The sequence below is a fragment of the Lacrimispora sp. genome (genome assembly GCF_032078915.1).
In the GTDB taxonomy this organism is placed as follows: Bacteria; Bacillota; Clostridia; order Lachnospirales; family Lachnospiraceae; genus Lacrimispora.
The window spans coordinates 1-17,580 of sequence record NZ_DAMAUN010000106.1; the positions used below are offsets into that span (position 1 = coordinate 1).

The 17,580-nt window shown below is 42.6% G+C and carries 18 protein-coding genes; 4 read left to right on the forward strand and 14 right to left on the reverse strand.

Going from position 1 to position 17,580, the window contains the following annotated elements; all coding sequences use genetic code 11:
* Positions 1-347 precede the first annotated feature (347 nt).
* Positions 348-734: a polymer-forming cytoskeletal protein gene (locus RT269_RS26230; protein ID WP_313187099.1), complete on the reverse strand. Its 387-nt coding sequence runs from the start codon at positions 732-734 to the stop codon at positions 348-350.
* A 469-nt stretch (positions 735-1,203) separates the two neighbouring features.
* Here RT269_RS26230 and RT269_RS26235 point away from each other — a divergent pair, with 469 nt between their 5' ends.
* The 3 genes from RT269_RS26235 to RT269_RS26245 are packed head-to-tail and all read left to right on the forward strand — an operon-like array spanning position 1,204 to position 3,548.
* On the forward strand, positions 1,204-2,466 hold the full coding sequence (locus tag RT269_RS26235) for a DUF3440 domain-containing protein (RefSeq protein WP_313187100.1): 1,263 nt from the start codon (positions 1,204-1,206) through the stop codon (positions 2,464-2,466).
* Entirely contained in the window at positions 2,459-2,926 is a 468-nt protein-coding gene (locus RT269_RS26240) for a hypothetical protein (RefSeq protein WP_313187102.1), read from the forward strand. Before RT269_RS26235 ends, RT269_RS26240 begins: the two co-directional genes overlap by 8 nt.
* A complete protein-coding gene (locus RT269_RS26245) occupies positions 2,877-3,548 on the forward strand; it encodes a ParB/RepB/Spo0J family partition protein (protein WP_313187104.1) in 672 nt (223 codons plus the stop codon). Before RT269_RS26240 ends, RT269_RS26245 begins: the two co-directional genes overlap by 50 nt.
* 41 nt (positions 3,549-3,589) lie before the next feature.
* Here RT269_RS26245 and RT269_RS26250 read toward each other — a convergent pair whose 3' ends face one another.
* Entirely contained in the window at positions 3,590-4,108 is a 519-nt protein-coding gene (locus tag RT269_RS26250) for an ATP-binding protein (RefSeq protein ID WP_313187106.1), read from the reverse strand.
* A gap of 831 nt (positions 4,109-4,939) precedes the next feature.
* Positions 4,940-5,686, reverse strand: a complete 747-nt coding sequence (locus RT269_RS26255; RefSeq protein ID WP_313187107.1) for a LytR/AlgR family response regulator transcription factor — start codon at positions 5,684-5,686, stop codon at positions 4,940-4,942.
* A gap of 380 nt (positions 5,687-6,066) precedes the next feature.
* Between RT269_RS26255 and RT269_RS26260 the strand changes: the two genes are divergently transcribed.
* On the forward strand, positions 6,067-6,321 hold the full coding sequence (locus RT269_RS26260) for a hypothetical protein (RefSeq protein ID WP_313187109.1): 255 nt from the start codon (positions 6,067-6,069) through the stop codon (positions 6,319-6,321).
* Positions 6,322-6,399: 78 nt separating this feature from the next.
* Here the strand turns inward: RT269_RS26260 and RT269_RS26265 are convergent, their stop codons facing one another.
* From RT269_RS26265 to lepB (RT269_RS26315), 11 genes are all read right to left on the reverse strand, one after another.
* Positions 6,400-6,915, reverse strand: a complete 516-nt coding sequence (locus RT269_RS26265; protein WP_313187110.1) for a hypothetical protein — start codon at positions 6,913-6,915, stop codon at positions 6,400-6,402.
* Positions 6,916-6,942: 27 nt separating this feature from the next.
* On the reverse strand, positions 6,943-7,587 hold the full coding sequence (locus tag RT269_RS26270; protein WP_313187112.1) for a tetratricopeptide repeat protein: 645 nt from the start codon (positions 7,585-7,587) through the stop codon (positions 6,943-6,945).
* Positions 7,584-8,534, reverse strand: a complete 951-nt coding sequence (locus RT269_RS26275; protein ID WP_313187113.1) for a hypothetical protein — start codon at positions 8,532-8,534, stop codon at positions 7,584-7,586. The genes RT269_RS26270 and RT269_RS26275 overlap by 4 nt, the downstream gene beginning before the upstream one ends.
* 13 nt (positions 8,535-8,547) lie before the next feature.
* The gene (locus RT269_RS26280) at positions 8,548-8,970 is read right to left on the reverse strand and encodes a hypothetical protein (RefSeq protein WP_313187114.1); all 423 of its coding nucleotides are present in this window, start codon (positions 8,968-8,970) and stop codon (positions 8,548-8,550) included.
* Between the two features lie 22 nt (positions 8,971-8,992).
* Positions 8,993-9,772, reverse strand: a complete 780-nt coding sequence (locus RT269_RS26285) for a class B sortase (protein ID WP_313187115.1) — start codon at positions 9,770-9,772, stop codon at positions 8,993-8,995.
* Positions 9,769-11,007 (reverse strand): Spy0128 family protein, encoded by a 1,239-nt coding sequence (locus tag RT269_RS26290; protein WP_313187116.1) that lies wholly within the window; start codon positions 11,005-11,007, stop codon positions 9,769-9,771. The genes RT269_RS26285 and RT269_RS26290 overlap by 4 nt, the downstream gene beginning before the upstream one ends.
* A 7-nt stretch (positions 11,008-11,014) precedes the next feature.
* Positions 11,015-11,956: a class B sortase gene (gene srtB / locus RT269_RS26295; protein ID WP_313187119.1), complete on the reverse strand. Its 942-nt coding sequence runs from the start codon at positions 11,954-11,956 to the stop codon at positions 11,015-11,017.
* Positions 11,957-12,035: 79 nt separating this feature from the next.
* Positions 12,036-13,355 carry a DUF7601 domain-containing protein gene (locus RT269_RS26300; protein WP_313187121.1) on the reverse strand — a complete coding sequence of 440 codons (1,320 nt, stop codon included), beginning with the start codon at positions 13,353-13,355 and terminating at the stop codon, positions 12,036-12,038.
* 115 nt (positions 13,356-13,470) lie between these two features.
* Positions 13,471-14,028 (reverse strand): signal peptidase I, encoded by a 558-nt coding sequence (gene lepB, locus RT269_RS26305; RefSeq protein ID WP_313187123.1) that lies wholly within the window; start codon positions 14,026-14,028, stop codon positions 13,471-13,473.
* Positions 14,021-16,687 (reverse strand): SdrD B-like domain-containing protein, encoded by a 2,667-nt coding sequence (locus RT269_RS26310; RefSeq protein WP_313187124.1) that lies wholly within the window; start codon positions 16,685-16,687, stop codon positions 14,021-14,023. The genes lepB (RT269_RS26305) and RT269_RS26310 overlap by 8 nt, the downstream gene beginning before the upstream one ends.
* Positions 16,688-16,717: 30 nt before the next feature.
* Entirely contained in the window at positions 16,718-17,245 is a 528-nt protein-coding gene (gene lepB, locus RT269_RS26315; protein WP_313187126.1) for a signal peptidase I, read from the reverse strand.
* Positions 17,246-17,580 lie beyond the last annotated feature (335 nt).

Genomic DNA, 17,580 nt, shown 5'->3' on the forward strand with positions numbered 1-17,580 from the left:
AATATTTGTACCCATCTTTCCCTTTCAAACGGGAAAGATATTTTACAATTGAAGAAATTATCCATTTTCCGCTTAATTAAACAAAATAAAAAAAGAGAAACCGTCAGTGGCGTGTGCATCACGCGCATTTAACCTTGACGGCTTCTCCGAATGAAAAATTTGATCATCTACATCTCATGACTGATAGAAATAGCGGTACCCTCTGAAAAGTCAAGCATAAACCCCTTACCTGATGCTAATAAAATGAAGGTGACATAAGCAGGAATTATTTTTATCAGCCTCATGATAGAATTATTCTCATAGCGTGCAAATTGCTGCGGAAGTTTTTCTTCTTTCATCACCTATATTTATACTAGCTCATGCCGGGTTTCCTTCTGGTTTCCAGAGATCGTAACATCTCCGCTGACATGGCAGCTTACCAGACCACTTTCGGCAATGATAAATCCCTTAACATCGCTCTCGCTGTCTGTTACAATTTTTCTGCATGTAATGTCTCCAGTGACACGGGAGCGATATAGCTGCACCTGATTGGCCCGAATATTTCCGGCAACATTACCATTGCAGTAAACGGTCCCTCTGCAAAAAATATCACCGTTCACATCTCCTCGAATAAGCAGATCATCACTGCTTTCAAGGTATCCCCATATTTCATTGTTTTGCATCCCATTAAATTTTTCGGATCGAAAGAATTTATTTTCCATTCCATCAATTACCCCCTTTTCACGCAGATCCATAATCAGGCACCAGCTGCCCCTGACTTTCTCAAAAATTATGACGAAAAACAACTGTAATTTATTTTAAATTATATAGTTTTATATCTTAACAAAACAAATATTGTTCCCAACGGGCTGTATGTCGTATCAAATGATGATCGGTTTCATGACTCCATTTGCTGCCATTTACTTCCATTTGTTGACATTTATTGCCTTAATTTAATATCAATAATAACTTTTTCCAATCAACTTATGAGCAACTAATGATCCATATTTGGCAATATCTGGCTAATTTAGAACATAATTCGGGCAATTTGGAACAAATCGGCCTATAAGCCTTCTTAAATAGTACTATATTTAGAACATATTAAATATTCAACTATCAATCGGCGTTCCCGCCCCTCAATCATGCCCCAGCTTACCCACACGCAAAATGGAGGTGTTCAATATTCCTAAGATCTATACATCAGAAGACGTTTTAACTGCAGCTATGGAACGAATTAACATTGCATTCTCACATTTCTCCCATCTATACCTTTGCGTATCCGGCGGAAAGGATTCCTCCGTTATGCTCCAACTCTGCGCGAATGCCGCCCGGCAGCGAGGCAGGAAATTCAGCGTCCAATTCATTGACCTGGAGGCACAATATCAGGCTACAATTCAGCATATTGAAGAACTGCGCCGGATGACGGCAGATGTGGTAGACAGGTTTTACTGGTGCTGTCTGCCTTTGTCACTTCGTAATGCAGTATCCGTAATCCAGCCTAAATGGACTTGCTGGGACCGTAACGATCGGAGTAAATGGGTACGTGATATGCCTGATCACGGCTGCGTGATCAACATGAACAATCTGCCCAAGGATTGGACATGGTTTTACAAGGGCATGGAGTTTGAAGAATTTACATATCAGTTCAGTCAATGGTTCCAAAAAACCCACGGAAATTCTGTGGGCGTAGGCATTGCCATTAGAAGCAATGAAAGCCTTAACCGTTTAAATACCATCATCAGTAAAAGGAAGGAAATGTTTCAGGATTATGGCTGGACTACAAAGCTTCGTGTTCCTGAACCCGATAGCGAGATCTATCACTTCTATCCGCTATACGATTGGCGAACAGAAGACATCTGGGGAGCCGTAAGCCAGCTGGACCTTGCCTTTAATGAAATTTATGAACTGATGTACAAGAACGGTCTGAGCATCCATCAGCAGCGGCTCTGCCAGCCTTATGGAGATGACCAGCGCAACGGACTGAACCAGTTCCGTGCACTGGAACCAGAAACCTGGGAGCGGGTGGTCAATCGAGTACATGGCGTAAATTTTGGAAATATATATGCCAGGTCGTCACTGTTAGGAAACATAAAATCTGAAAAACCCGCAGAAATGACCTGGCAGCAATATACCGTATTATTGCTTGAAAGTCTCGGCCTGTATTCGCCTGAGCTGCGGGATCATTACTATCGTAAAATCAATACTTATTTGCAGTGGTGGTCCTCTCACGGATTCCAGTTAGAGAAAATACCAGACGAAGCAGACCGGAAGCTAGAGACCCAGAAAAAGGTACCGTCCTGGCGGCGGATAGCCAGAGCCATTGAAAAAAATGATTTCTGGCTGCGCCGGCTCAGCTTTGCGCCATCTAAGTCAGACGTAAAGCTTTTGATGCAGCTTAGAGAGCAATATCAGAATTTTATACACTTGGAGGATGCCCAGGACAAACAGATGCGCAAAATCATCATGGAGGAGGAAGACAGTGAATAAGATACAATGCTTTGAAGGGAAGTATGATAAGGCCCTTTTTTATTCAAAGATGGGACGTTTTTTTGCAGAGGAACGATACATTCGTCAAATGCCCTACCTTCGCAACGAACCTGACCGTATCTGGTTCCTGATTGAGAAAGAAGGGCAGGTCGCCGCTTTTTCATCTCTGATGTATAAGAATGAGTACATTTTATTTTCTACGGAATATGTGGAGATCAGATACCGCAGACAAGGACTGTTCAAAGCCTTAACAGATGCCCGGTTCGAATATTGTCAAGAAATGAAAATGCCTGTGCATACCTCGACCAATATCGAATTTATCAAGGATTACTATATGCGGCATGGCTTTGTGATATATAGAAAAACAAAAAATTATTGGTTTTTATCCGGAAAGATTCAGGAGGTTGCTTATGGAATCCACAAAAGAGAAACAAGCAGAAACCTGCTATTCGGAGCTTGATGCTTGTATTGAAAAAATCATTCGGCTCCTTAAAACAATGAAATTGCATGAAAAGGTGCAGGCACTAAACAAAATTCGCCGGGCGTTAAGCGAATGTTCTCCGTTTCATGATCCCGTAGATCTTGTGGAATGGGTTCCCGCCAAAAAGGTGAGGGCAAACGATTATAATCCAAATAAGGTCGCACCGGATGAGATGGAACTGCTTTACACCTCCATCCGTTTGGACGATTTTACACAACCGATCGTATCCTATCGTATCGACAATGATCATTATGAAATTACCGACGGGTTTCACCGCAACAAAATTGGCAGGTATCCCGAAATTGCGAAAAAACGTCACGGCTACCTGCCTTTGACCATTATAGATAAACCTCTGGACGAACGCATCGGCTCTACGATCCGCCACAACCGAGCAAGAGGAACCCATCAGATCCGTTCGATGAGTGAGATTGTGGTCAATTTGACAACAATGGGATGGTCAGATGATAAAATAGGAAAAAATCTGGGGATGGAATTGGATGAAATCATTCGGCTGAAGCAAATCAGCGGATTGAAAGAAGCCTTCCAAAATCATGAGTTTTCTAAATCGTGGAAAGAGTTTGAGTTTAATTATTATAAATAATAAGAAAAGGCAGCTTCCACTTCAGTGGAACCGCTGCCTCTTTATCCGGTTTCGGCTGCCCTAAAACGGGGATTTTTAGGTATGCAGACCTTTATTTTGAATATCCTTTTTTCGCTGTCTGGTTCCGTAAATACCAGTCCACCCATCTCCTCAATCGTCTCTCTTATAATTTGAAGCCCCAAACCGTGGAAATCCTTGTCTTCCTTTGTTGTCTTTAAATCCTCTCCCACAATTAACAGATCTCCGTTAAAAGAATTGCTTATTTCAATGATTGTCCAATTCTGAGTGCTGTTACTTGTTACCTCAATGAAACGTTCCGAATCAGATATCTTATTACAGGCTTCGATCGCATTATTCGTGATATTGGTAAAGACACGGATAATGTCCAGATCTGCCATTGGCACAGATTCAGGAAGATGTGCATGTGCCAGGAAACGGATATTCTTTTCTTCACAGACATCAGCAACATCCTGTAATATGGCATCTAAGAGCATATTGTCGGAATAATTATTGTGAACCCGCACGCTCTGCTGCATCGTATCATGAATGTCATCTAACATTTGGATTGCCTTATTATATTCCTTGCGCCGCAATAAAGTTTTTATAGAAGTCATCAACTTTTCATAATCATGGCGAAAGGCCCGATAACTTTCTGTATATTTGCGGTAGGATTGATAGTGACGCATTTGGCGGGAAAGTTGTTCTTGTAATTGATGAGTAAATATTTCGTACTCAAACAGATCTGATATCTTCGATGCATGAAACAGGATAACATGCAGCCACAGATTGCTAATGATGCAAGAGCCCAGATATAGGGACGAAAACCAATATTGCCTGATATCATCATAAAAACGGCCATCGTTAATAAGCGTTAGAAACAGCCATTGAAAAAACAAATAAAGAACCACAAATTTTAGCTGACCATTGTTACGAAGCAAGCATTTGATTTTTTGTTCCGGAAGGAACTTCTTACGTATAAGCACGTTGTATATGATTAAAAAAAGTACAGCCATCAAAGTAATCGTTTCATCATAACTTTTATGCTGGAGAACATCTTTAATACTTATATGTAAAACAAGGGAATAAATCGAAAATATAACTCCTCGGATGGAATACAAGGAAAACGTATAGATACTTCCTGCATAAAGAATTTGAGTGGGGGTTCCAATAAACAATAAATGGAAAGATAACATAAATGATGAAAACACGAAATATACAGCGATCCTTGAGTCAAACAATATAACGGCTGCTGCCGATATCGTAACATTTATAGCAATTGCAATAATATAATAAATCCAATGATCCCTTTTCGCCGGAAACAGCTTTTTATAACGCTGAAGATTAAATATATCATAAATAATCAGCGAAGCAACGCTTAACATGGTATTCTCCTATCCACATTCGTGAATGTTGGTACGGCTGATATAATCGGCAAAAACCTGTTTCAACTGCTTGGTATAAGTTGCACCGATCGGAACCTTTTCACCTGTTTTCAAAAAAACGATATTCTGTTCAAATTGTAATATATAGGACATGTTCACAATATAGGAACGGTGAATGCGAACGAATCCTTTATTTATCAACTGACTCTCCAGCTGCTCCATGGTTGAATAAAAATTAAAGCTTTCCCCTCCATTATAGTGAACCGATACAATTCGTTTCCAAATCTCAAAAAAGGAGATGTCTTTGAACGGAATTACTTTTCGAATGTTATTCTTACCCGACTCACAAAGGAACACATCATTTTCCTTTTTTGAGACCAGGTTCATAGCTCTTATGAATACTTCCTCAAATTTAGCGGCAGTAGTTTTAGATTTTATCAGATAGTGGACAGGTGTAATATCATAGGCATCAAAAACATAATCTTCACTTGTAGTCAAAAAGATGATTTCTGAATTGCACCCTAACACCCGGAGCCTCTTAGCAATGTCCAGCCCATTCAGTTTATTCATCAGGATATCCAGGTAGATGATGTCTGCCTGGCTCGGTGAATCGGCAAGATAAAACAAAAGTTCCTCTCCACTGTTGAAATAAGAGATGGTGATTTCCACCTTGTTTTTCTTTGCGACTTCTTTAATAAGTTTGGTATAATGAGCAAGGGCTTTTTGATCATCATCACACAAAAATATCTTCAACATGATTGTCCACCAACCTTTCTCCAAGGCAATATATCTCATTAAAACCATAATCCTATGTATTGGCCCTGCACCGTGCTCTTCCACCGGTTTCATGCAAATTCATTAATAGTATAACACGCTGTAATTGTTTTTTCAATTATATAATATATTCCATTGTTGGTATTATATAAGGAATTTCATTGTAGGTTTTATATAATATATTCCTTAAAATCACGTAAAAGAAGGGAATAAATGATTAACTTTAGAGTATCTGTTTTTCTTGCAAACACATTATAATATACGTGTATGTTGACAAAATTTTTAGCGTACGTCATAATAATATAAATTAATCAGAGGATAACCTGTAGAAAAATGAATACTGAAATAATAGGAGGAAATAAATGAGACCAAATATAAAAATACTTCTGGTAATTTTCACTTTAAGTACTTTAACCGGATGTGGAAATAAGACAATATTAGATACTACATATACATATGACAGAGCAATTATTCAGCTTGCCGATGGAACCGTTGTAGATACGAAAATCAAATCATGGACAGATTATGAAGGCGAACAGATTCAAGTAATAGCAGAAGATGGAACAGTATATCTTACCAGCTCTTTTAGATGTGATCTAATAAAGAGCATTAAATAAAAAAGCGGCCTCAGAAACAAAAAATTTTCTGGGGCCTTATTCATCCATGAAGCACATACCTGCCAGAGCTACGGATTCTTATCCTTCGCTAATTGTTTCAATTGGGAGGAGCATCAGCCCCCGTATATCTCTGCTTAGCATGCTTTCAATGAAATCTCTCCGTCCTACTACATGAAATCCTTGAACGCCTGCTAGAGAAAATACCTTTTTATCTCCGATTTTGGAAACATCTATGACTGCCTTTTTAATCGCACTGCGATCCGGATTGAATCTGCTTTGTTCGGTCAGGCAATCCACTTCCTGTAACTCCGGACAGAAATACAATTCTGCAAGTTCATTGAACGTATCCATTAAAACAACTTCCGTGAAGACGGTGTCAGGTTCATATAATGCAATAACACTTTGAATTTTCTCCGATACCAGCAAAAAAGGCTGGAATAGAATATCATTAAAAGTCGTAAAGGGGTTTCCATGGAAAAACAGTAATTCACGCCCCGGAAGATTGTGCTCCCGGTCCTGTTTTATATCCCAGATATCAAACGGGCTTTCTGCAATTGGTATATCGGTGTCAGCCATAATTAAATAATATTCCATCCTCTTCCACCTCCTACTATTATGTATTTATGGTTCAGGTACATAAGCTTTTCTATTATATAAGTTGTTCTCAAATATTTCCGCCAGAGCTTTCGTTGAAAGTTCATTACCATCATTAGAAGCTATCTGATAATGATACACCGCTTTCTCTATATCTTGTTTAACGCCCCGACCATTTAGGTATAGATCGCCCAAGTGCTTGTGCGAAGTTGAACAGCTGTTTTCAATGGCCTTTTGGAAGTATTCATTAGCTGTCTGATAATTCCGGATAACACCCGATCCTGTTTTATACATCCAGCCTAAATTATTTAAAGCACTGCCATTGTTATTTTCTGCCGCCTCTGAAAGGCAAGTGAAAGCTTTTTGATAATCCTTTTCAGCGCCTTTCCCACTGAGATACATTGCTCCCAGCCTCGCCTGAGCATCCTCTTTGCCTTGTTCCGCTGATTTTTCATACCATTTACGTGCCATCACATAGTTCTTATTAATAATAACGCCATAATAATACAAGTTACCGATTAAATATTGGGCGTCAGCATTTCCTTTATAGGCAGCTCTTAAATACCATTTGAATGCGTCATGTTGATGTGGGTGCTCCTCCAAAGATATTTCATATAAATTGGTGACTTCCTTGCAAACCTCTTTTGGTATATCTCTCTGCGTATCCTTCATCGGTCCAAAAGCAGTGCATTGACTTTGTCTCTGTTTTCATTAGAAATGAGAGTTTTAAAAACCTTTTTCTCGGAACCGGACATGGAATGTACAGCCTCACCTGACAGCCGTGTAACGCGGATAATTGATTCTACTTCGTTTTTGGCTCCGCTTATCCTGTTCAGGCTCCAATAGATGGATTGAAGCTCATCAAAATCAGCCTCGCTTGTTATTTCCACATCATAGGGATAATTCCTGGTCTGATTATGTTTTACAGCATAGACGGCAAGCGCTTCGCTAAAATTATCTTCCCCCTCTATGAGCGTATAATCATCAGATATATCAAGCAAACCGGCAATATAATCGATTTGATCAAAAAGACCCGTGTATGCGGCTTCCATGGCTGCTGAAACATCAGGATTTCCTTCGTTTTCACCTGGAACCTTTGTTTCAGCCTGGACCTGGCTTTCACCCGGAATCTTACTCTCCCCGCCTTTGCCTGCATCTGTCTGCGGCTTTTCCTCTTCCGTCCCATCGCTTTGCTCAGGCTTGGAAGATTCTCCCTTGCTTTCCTCCGGCTCCGGCACAGACGTTTCCTGTTCATCGCTGCCTATGGTTTCTGCAGGATCATTTGAAGCTTCTGTATCTTTCTCGTGCCCTGCGTTATCCTCCTGCTCTGCGTTATCTGCCTGCTCCGTATTATCTTCCTGTTTTACGTTATCTTCCTGTTCTACGTTATCTTCCTGTTTTATATTAACTTCCTGTTTTACGTTATCTTCCTGTTTTATGTTATCTTCCTGTTTTATGTTATCTTCCTGTTTTACATTTTTTTCCTGTTTTACATTATCTTCCTGTTCCGTTTCTTCTGCCCGCACTTCCTCTTGTTGTGCATAAACCTGAACAATCTTCCCGGTAATCAAGCTGGCGCAAAGTACCGCAGAAACAAGAAATACAGCATACCTTTTCATTTGATACTCCTCCTTATTTTGATATAGCCGCCTCTCTCTCCGGCGCCTCATCTGATTTTGAATCTCCCAGCAGTTTTTCTAAGTCTCTTCTGATCTTCTCAATTTCCAGAATCTTATACCTTTTAAGACTGGATATCTCCTGCTGCAGCATGATTTTCTGCTGCTTCAGCTCCGTCAGTTCGTCATCGCATTTACTCCGGGTCTGCTCAAGCATTTCCTTCGCTGTCTGCCGGGCAGCCAAAAGAGCTTCCGAAATCTGATTCTTCATCTGGTAATATTCCGCGCGGATACTGCGAAGCTGTTCCAGCTCCTGGTACTGCTTTTCAGCCGCCTCCCCAATCTCATCAAGAAGGCTATCCACTTCCTGGGCATCATAGCATTTCCCAAACCTTTTTGTCAGCTTTACCATATCGATCGTTTCTTTCGTTAATATCATTTTTTCACTCCTCTCCTCTGCCTTACTGGCTTCCTGATTCCGGCCGCAAAACACCGATTACGATATACCGGGCGTCGTCAAATTCATAGCTGCATGTGGAAAGCACTAGGAATCTATCGTCATCTCCATATTCTGCGGCACTTTCAAATGTCGTTTTCGTTGATGCGTAAGCTAACAACGATTCCAAATTCACCTCATACATAAATGCCCGGTCACGCCATTCTCCTGCGCTGATGACGCAGCCATATTTCAGTTCAATCCGATAATTTCCCTTCTCTGTGTATAGATACATATAAGGGTGTTCATCAAAATAATCCTGCTTCTTGTACCCTGTCAGGGAACCAAACATCCTGCCGGATTTCATATGATGCCCATAAATGATACTTAAACCCCCGAGGAAATCCTCTGGGCAGTTTGAATCAAGAAATAATGTCCCGTTGGCATTATAAGAGCCATCCGGGAGATGATGGAGATACCAGTCGTAATCGTATGCGCGCATAACCGGATAGTCAATGACTGTCCCTGGGCAGTAAAGCCATGCGGCCGCATCAGAATTGATTTCTTTTAACTCTTCAAAATCGATAAAGACCGGCGGTACACTGCCCGACGACAGCTCCCCTCCGGACTCACCGCCGCTCTCCTGGCGGCGGACCTGCTCCTTTAGATTCTCATAACTTTGATTCCCTGCTTCATAAACCTGCAGACTTTTCTTAAGCTTATACCCGGAGAATATGATAACGCAGATTGAACCAATTAGAAGGAACCATACGGCTGTTGTAATGATCTTTTGCCTCTTATTCATGCTTCACCTGTCATTTTGCCTGAGTTTTCCGTTTCTTTTTTTCTCCGTCTGGCAGCAAGTATGAGGTAAATCATGGAGCCAGCCGCTACAACAGAAGCACCCCAAAGCATTCCCTCATATCGTTGGTAGTTGATTTCATCACCGGTTTTGGGTACGTTTATTACGGCGGCAGCATTACCACCGCCCCCAGCCTCACTTCCGGGGCCGCCATCAGTACCCGGGCCGCCACCGCCTCCTGATACTCCAGGTCCATTACTGCTTCCTGACACGCCGGGCCTGCCGGGTCCGCCGCTGCTTCCTGATCCGCTGCTTCCTGATCCGCCGCCTCCACTGCTCCCGCCTCCGCCGGTGTATTTATTGATAAAAATACAGGACTCCACCTGTTTGTTTGCATCATTTGTCACTGTCCGTGTGACCACGAGCTGTCCGTCTATGTCTTTTACCACATCGGTGATTGTGTATACGGAACGGTCGTATGTATATCTTGTATCCGAAAGAATCACTTCCGAGATGGTGTAGTAATAAGTACCTTCCCGAGTATATATCCATGTACCGAAATCCTCTTCTCCAGATCCATAAATAGTCATGTACTTGACACCGTCTGCACTTCCTTCTGGCATGGGATTAGCCTTATCCTGGGCAGTTAATGAAAATGTAAAACCGGAGGCAGCGGACGGGTTACCGGATACCGTTTTTTTCACCGGCGGGTCCACCATGATCTCAGGGTCGCTTGCAAGGGGAGTATAAACATTTTCAAATCGAATACTGCCCGCTTTACTTCCGTCACTTTTTTTAACTACGATCTCAGCTGAAAGGTCCGTACCCGTTTGTTTCACATAGATTGTGACGGAATAGATCTGTATATCATAAGAATACCCCCTGGCCGGGACTGATTGGTTCCCTTTGATTTCGTAGCGGTAGGTACCGGTGTTTGAAAAGGTGATGGGGCCAATGGCTTTCATTTCTGTTCCGGCAGCTGTAAAGGAATAGACACTGCTTAAACTCCCCTGGGGCATGGGATTTCCTGAATCTAAAGAAATGAGATCATAAGAAAACTCATGATTTAAATCTGTGGCCGAACTGTTTTTTATAAAAACCTGATCTACGTATAATGGAACGGAAACAGAATCCCCATCTGCGTAAACATTTAAGGGGAACCCTATGACCAAAAGGCAGAAGAGAAGCAGACGCCGCACAGTGATCCATTGATTCTGTACGTTACTTTTTGAGTTCATATTTTCATTACTCCTTTTCGTGTTTCCCTCTTTTTCTTCTACATTTATAATAAACTGCAATCATAAGCAGGATCAGCAAAATAACCGGCAGCAGAATTTGCAGCCACTGGGGAAGCCTTGCCCATAGGCTGGCTTGCCGATCCACTGATACCGTGTTTACAGCGCTTGATTTTTCCTCATCAAATGAATTGATATAGCCGTCTTTCGTAATTCTTGCAACCAGGATATCTCTCCCATTGGTGGCATCCGAAGAACAGGTAGTCATAAGCAAAATATGATCCTCCTCCGTCACCCCGGTCCCGCGGGTATATAACGCCTTATCCAACAGGGCTTTTAAATACGCCTGCTGTGCCTCCTTGCCCTGGACATGGGGCGTAAATACGCCTCCGTCATAGGCATCTGTTTTAATAAAAGCAAAAAATTCCAGTCCGTGATCTTTTCCGTCATAAAACAAATTGCCGTATTTGTGACTGTCAAAATAGCTTTTGTCGCTGAATGAGCCAAGTTCCCCAAACATTGTTTGCTTTTCCATGTGATGACCATACAAAATACTGTTAAAATCCTGAAAGTCCTTGCGGTTGGTATAGTCTAAAAAAATAGCTCCGGAAAGGGAATACGCACCTAATGCATTGGTATTTACATATTTCCAATTATCTTCTCCCTGAGTTACCGGATAGTCGATATTTGTACCATAAACCGTGAGCCAGCCAAACACCTCCGGATTAAGTTCCTTAAGCTGTTCAAACGACAGACCGCCGTCTGCTGTGTCCGGTTTATAGACGTAGTATTGGGCAGACGCTGCTGCCCGATATACCTGGTCAGAGTCCCATATGGAATAGACAGCCACAGCAACCAGCAGGAGAATAACAGTCAGCACCAAAAGGTCCACGATACTGTTTACGATTCTAACTGCCTTTCTGCCTGCTTTTTTCAGTGCTGCTGCGTTCATATGAGCCCTCTTTCCTGTATTGTTAAATGTTTGTCAAAATACCTTTTTTCCTGTTGTTTAACCGTCCCGTGCTTAAAGATTATACACGGCTGTGTTTTTTGCGGGATTTTACAACTATAAATGCCATGAATGAACCGGCTGCAAGAATTAAAATCATAACATAAGGGAGGTTGTTAACGATCACGCCCGTAGGAGTGATCGTCCGGTAAGTATTGGTAAATGCTACATTGTTTGTACCTTCTCCAATAAGTGCACTGGTAGTTTTGCACGCCAAATCCTCGACAGTATTACTATTACCGGCGGTTGGAGCTCCATTATTTACCTCCTGCATATATGTTGCTACATAATATGGTACTGCAGCTTCTTCCACAGTAAATTCTGCACCAACAGTCAGATCAGTGAATACCAGACTTTGATCGTGTTTGAGATTTACCGCTATAGAGGTTCCTGCAGTAATTTTAATAAACTTTTCGCCAGCACCGTCTGTTTCCAGATTCGTGTAATTGTCTGTTCCTGTTACAATAGTACCAGATGATGATTCTACAACATATGCCCTATATGTAACAGAGCTGCCGGCCGGGTTTAAAATACTGTCCAGCTCAGCCACGTCCACATTAAAGGTAAAATATTTGCTCTTATCGGCATAGTCACCGGCAACGACCTTGCTTATGGTGAGGGCCGGGGTCGTCGTATCCTCAGGGTCAGTACCGCCTGCCGTCTTGGAATAGATGTTGGTAAAGATCATTTTGCTGTATTCCCCGGTGATGTTCGGATCACCAGTCTTGGGAGTCGCATCCACCTTATCACCTATGCCGGAGGTTCCGTTACTGCTGTCCTCCTCTTTAATAACCGTTCCAACACCGGCCACGTACAGAGCACCGCTGGGCCCTTCTTTTACATAGATTCCCAACTCATACTCTGCAAGGGAATATACGTACTGCTCATTCGCCCCAGGCGTATAACCTGTCACAGGTTGAATCTCTGTAATGCGGTATACATAAACACCTGCATGGGGAAAAACTTTATCACCTGTGGTAAGCAGGTTATCCGTCTGCTTTAATATGGTTTTCGTGTGGGAAGTGTTATCAATGTTACCGGTATCGTTTGGACCGAAGCTTAGGGCCGCATTAGGAAAATTCGGCATTTTAGCTAATTCCGTCGAATCATCACTGTCATCGACACTTACCTTATCAAACTGGAAGGTAAATGTTGCACCAGGTGTTGTAGTACCTTCGGGCATGATCAGTTTTTTTGTAATAGCCGCCTGTGCAGGGTTATCTGGTGTACCCAAAACCGCATCACCAGCTGCAAATGCAGATATGGCTGTTCCCACGGACATAATCACAGCAAGTGCAATAGCGGGCAACCTCTTTCGTAACTTTTTTAAAATCTTTTTCATAGTTCCACTCCTTTATTATTTAATTTAATTATTTATTTTGAATATAGGTTACAGGATTTTCCAGTTGTTTTACCGTCCTCTACCTAAAGATCAAACTTAGTTGTATTTTATTATCCTATATATTTCTCCACCTGAGAACCATCATCACTTTCCCCAGTGTGTCTTTCACCTTCACCGCCCCGTAAAAACGGCTGTCCGTGGCGTTTACACGGCTGTCGCCAAGAACGAATACTTCCCCTTCCCCCACTGTAATGGGAAATTCCGGACCACTTTCATATCTCTGAGTAGGTGAGTAGATCTCCTGCTCCTGCTGATATGCACCGTTGATCAGCAGCCCATCTTCTGTAATATCCACAATGTCACCTGCTGTGGCGACCACCCGGCGCACCTGCTTGTGCCCTTCAAATTCCAGCACAAGGGCGTCCCGGGCTATATAGTTTTTGTCCAGACGGTAGAACATCACCATGTCTCCATCTTTAACGGACGGCCCCATGGATGCATCCGAATTGCGGCAAAGTCCAAACAAAAACAGGAACACCAGCAGGAAGGCAAAGATGATCGCGGCAATTTTTGCCAGAAGAAACAAGATCTCCTCTCCCAGGGATAATTCTTTCGGATATCCGCGATAGTTTTTTACCGCTTTGTCTTCTTCCGGCTTTTGTATTTCAGCCATATCGCAAACCTCGCTTTCTGCGGGATCGAATCATACCGGCACTTATTATCCCCATTAGCAGAAACATGGACAGGGCCAGAAGGGCAGGACTATAAATGTTTCCTATTAAAACACCGGCAGGTACCACATTATTTCTTGTATTGATGAAATCAAACGTTCTGTCTCCTTCTGACAGGTCGGCCCTCCCGGTATCCGAACCGTTTGTGGGGCCTGTAATGGAATCCGTAAAAGAAACGCTGTAATTATTCAGATCGACAGATTCCAAAGATTCCACAATTTGGACAGTATTCTGCGGTACCGCCAAAATGGAGATCTGCTGACCATGCCCAAGTGTGAAAGTGGCTTTTCCCCCCTCTTCCAGAGTCAGCATTCCTTCGTCCGGAGCCTCCGCTTCTGCTTCTAAACCGGATACGGTTCCGCCTGTATACTGAAACCGGGTTCCTTCCGCAAGGGGGCCATTGCTGTCCCTGAAGTATATTGTAAACCGGAAGTCCTTTGTTTTGTCGGCATAATCACCGCTGACCTTCTGGGATACTGTGACGATGCTCCTTTCGTATACCAGATAAATATCCGTATTAGCCGTCACATTGGATAGACAGACATTGGTATTGTCCTGCCACTCACCGTTTAGGCTCCCTTTCCTCCATCCCGTGAACACATAATCTGTGATGGAAGGAATTACTTCAGGCGGAAGGACGAAAGAGGTGTCCGAAACAGCAGCGTATCCAACCGAAGGTAATTCGGCTATGGCGGTTCCGTTCCCGTATATATAATGAACTGTCACGATTAGCACGTTGATATCATAGTTGTTGAGTGGATGACTATGGATGCTGCTGCTGGTAGTCTTTATGAGTGGATATAAGTCTGTCATATTCTGGAGAGGTCTGGCAGCATTCGACGCTGTATTCTCACCGAACGTAACCTCCTCCGAGACAGATAGCTTATCAAGGTGGGTGGTGTAGATGCCACCACCATTATTTGTTGCCTTATTGTCAGTTATGCTGCTGTCGTCTATGGTGACGGTGCTGCTGTTGGCATAAATACCACCACCATCTGCCGCCGAATTGTTTTCGAGATTACTACCGCCCGTAATGACAGTCCTGCTGGTGGAGGAGACGCCCCAAGAATAGACACCACCGCCGTTTTGCGTTGCTTTGTTACCGAAAATTTCGTTGTTATCGATGGCAGCTACCGCATTGTTAAATGTAGCGATATAAATACCGCCGCCATTTTGCCCTTCATTCCCGTATATCTTATTGCCGATGATGTCACTATTTTCGACAGCGGCAACCAAAACACCTCCACCCATGAAAGCCGATGTATTACCGTATATCTCGCTGTTCAACATGCGAAAACTGATGCCTGTAGTATCGGGGTTTTGACTGAAATTCACTCCACCACCACCACTGGCGGTGCCCATTGCTGAATTGTCGTGAATATAGCAATGTTCAATCGTAAGCTGAGCGTTTATTGTACTAACACCGCCGCCCATATTTTGCGCAGTATTATTGTAGATTTCACAGTTAGAAAGGGTAATTGAGCGGGCGCCAGTACTAGAGACTCCACCACCATCATACCCATGGCAGTTTGTAATCTTGGCACCCATCAACACAAGATCACCCGTCACTACGATCCCACCACCTGTTCCATTGCCATCCAATATAACATTTTCAAATGTAAGCCCAACGTCGCCGTCACTGGAAATGATGAAATGACGCTGATTTGCGGAGATAAGAGTAACAGAATCAATGCCATCAGCCGCTTTAATCGTTATATTTAAATTCTTTGTAATGGTCAGCGGCACTGGAAATTCGATGTCATTGTTAATGACAATAATGTCTCCTGACTGTACCTGGTTACCATAAAGGAAGTTTTTAAGTTCATCAAAACTAGAAACTTCCTTTATAGCAAGCGGCATAATCCCCACCGGCAGACGCATACCCGCATCGATGCCAGAAACCACTGCATCTTCCCCAATCTCCAGCGGCGCAGACCAGGAAGCCGCTGCTTCCTCATCCATCGCAAAATTGTTATCATTTGCAATAGCCAGGGGCAGTAAGTATTCCGTTCCGCCAATGATTTCAGATGTGACTTTTACTACATAGCTGCCAGGCTCCATGCTCTCAAACCGGTATGAGCCATCCGCTTTGGTCAAGGTGGTCAGAACCGGAGTATTCAAATCTTCCTCTGCAAAGAGTGTAACGGGGTATCCGGCTATTCCGGTTTCGCCTGCATTCTTTATCCCGTCTTCATTTTCATCCAGCCACAGCTTACCGCTGATATGTATGCCTGAAGGAACCACTGTTACGATTGCTACAGGACGGGCCTGTGCGTAAGTCCAGGTTCCGATATCGGCAGTAAACAGATACGTTCCTGCCGCTTCCTTATTATATAACCCACTGTCTTCCCAGATTATGGGTATGTCTGTGGCATTATCTCCCTCTCCCTCCAGCGTTGCTGTCAGGGTTCCAGGCAATGGAATGTCTTCGGTCTCCGTACCTAATGGAACAACGATTTCCGTTACAGGCATATCAAAAGACACGATCACTTCATTATCACTGTCGTTTAGCGCGATACCTGTAATAGGCAGCAATTCCGTCAGCAGCAATCCTATCAGCAAGAGAAAAAGGGCGATGCGCCAACTACTTTTTATTCTCATAGTGCACCTCATTAAAATAATTTTACAAATCTATAAACCACTGCGAAATACGAAGATCCCTTTTCCATGAATCTGATTTTTACTGACTGCGCCATAGTTACGGGAGTCCTCTGAATCGCTTCGGTGGTCTCCCATAACGAAGTACTGAACTGTGTAAAGCGTGAGCGGATAATCAACTTTCGCCTTTCCATAAGTCTTTTCATAGATATATGGTTCATATTGTGCTTCTCCGTTTACGAGAAAAAGTCCATTATTTTCATCAAATCCCAATACATCACCAGGAATGCCGCAGATGCGCTTGACGTAATCTTCTCTCCCAGTTCCTTTAATGAAAATAATATCTCCTCTTTCATATGTACCTGAATGTTTCCAGAATACGATTACATCGCCGTCAAAAAGAGTCGGTTCCATTGAGGTCCCGGATACAACTGCAATGCCAAACATCGTATTAAAAATAACCGCAGCCGCAATCGCAATTACCACACTTTTTATAAGTGAGAACCAGAATGACCGGTTGATGTAATTCATTGATGCGGCATGTTTTGGCTGATATTTCATTCCCGACCTTTCCATACTCTTGCTTGAACCCGCTTTCTCTTATTCTTCGTAGTATGATCTCATTTCTTATGCAACGACATATGATACTCCATTCTACAAGTATCATGTTACAAAGAACAGAGCTTTTACTTCCATAATCGGACCGGCTGTCTTCAAATGGAAATTAAACTTTTCCACTTTATATTAATATTATATTTTTTCAAAAAGGCATATGAAAATGTTCCAAAACACATTTAAAATGTTCCAAAATATACGTGTATTCTCATGAGGTAGAAAGGAAAGGTCAATTGCAATCCGAGCTTCCCGTTTTGTAATCGAATTTCACAGTTTGAAAT

Excerpts from the sequence above, each read along its gene's own strand:
- RT269_RS26230 (WP_313187099.1), bottom strand. The coding sequence starts at position 734 with ATGGATCTGCGTGAAAAGGGGGTAATTGATGGAATGGAAAATAAATTC.
- RT269_RS26235 (WP_313187100.1), top strand. The coding sequence starts at position 1,204 with ATGGAACGAATTAACATTGCATTCTCACATTTCTCCCATCTATACCTT.
- RT269_RS26245 (WP_313187104.1), top strand. The coding sequence starts at position 2,877 with ATGGAATCCACAAAAGAGAAACAAGCAGAAACCTGCTATTCGGAGCTT.
- RT269_RS26250 (WP_313187106.1), bottom strand. The coding sequence starts at position 4,108 with ATGTTAGATGACATTCATGATACGATGCAGCAGAGCGTGCGGGTTCAC.
- RT269_RS26255 (WP_313187107.1), bottom strand. The coding sequence starts at position 5,686 with ATGTTGAAGATATTTTTGTGTGATGATGATCAAAAAGCCCTTGCTCAT.
- RT269_RS26260 (WP_313187109.1), top strand. The coding sequence starts at position 6,067 with ATGAGACCAAATATAAAAATACTTCTGGTAATTTTCACTTTAAGTACT.
- RT269_RS26265 (WP_313187110.1), bottom strand. The coding sequence starts at position 6,915 with ATGGAATATTATTTAATTATGGCTGACACCGATATACCAATTGCAGAA.
- RT269_RS26270 (WP_313187112.1), bottom strand. The coding sequence starts at position 7,587 with ATGAAGGATACGCAGAGAGATATACCAAAAGAGGTTTGCAAGGAAGTC.
- RT269_RS26275 (WP_313187113.1), bottom strand. The coding sequence starts at position 8,534 with ATGAAAAGGTATGCTGTATTTCTTGTTTCTGCGGTACTTTGCGCCAGC.
- RT269_RS26280 (WP_313187114.1), bottom strand. The coding sequence starts at position 8,970 with ATGATATTAACGAAAGAAACGATCGATATGGTAAAGCTGACAAAAAGG.
- RT269_RS26285 (WP_313187115.1), bottom strand. The coding sequence starts at position 9,772 with ATGAATAAGAGGCAAAAGATCATTACAACAGCCGTATGGTTCCTTCTA.
- RT269_RS26290 (WP_313187116.1), bottom strand. The coding sequence starts at position 11,007 with ATGAACTCAAAAAGTAACGTACAGAATCAATGGATCACTGTGCGGCGT.
- srtB (WP_313187119.1), bottom strand. The coding sequence starts at position 11,956 with ATGAACGCAGCAGCACTGAAAAAAGCAGGCAGAAAGGCAGTTAGAATC.
- RT269_RS26300 (WP_313187121.1), bottom strand. The coding sequence starts at position 13,355 with ATGAAAAAGATTTTAAAAAAGTTACGAAAGAGGTTGCCCGCTATTGCA.
- lepB (WP_313187123.1), bottom strand. The coding sequence starts at position 14,028 with ATGGCTGAAATACAAAAGCCGGAAGAAGACAAAGCGGTAAAAAACTAT.
- RT269_RS26310 (WP_313187124.1), bottom strand. The coding sequence starts at position 16,687 with ATGAGAATAAAAAGTAGTTGGCGCATCGCCCTTTTTCTCTTGCTGATA.
- lepB (WP_313187126.1), bottom strand. The coding sequence starts at position 17,245 with ATGAAATATCAGCCAAAACATGCCGCATCAATGAATTACATCAACCGG.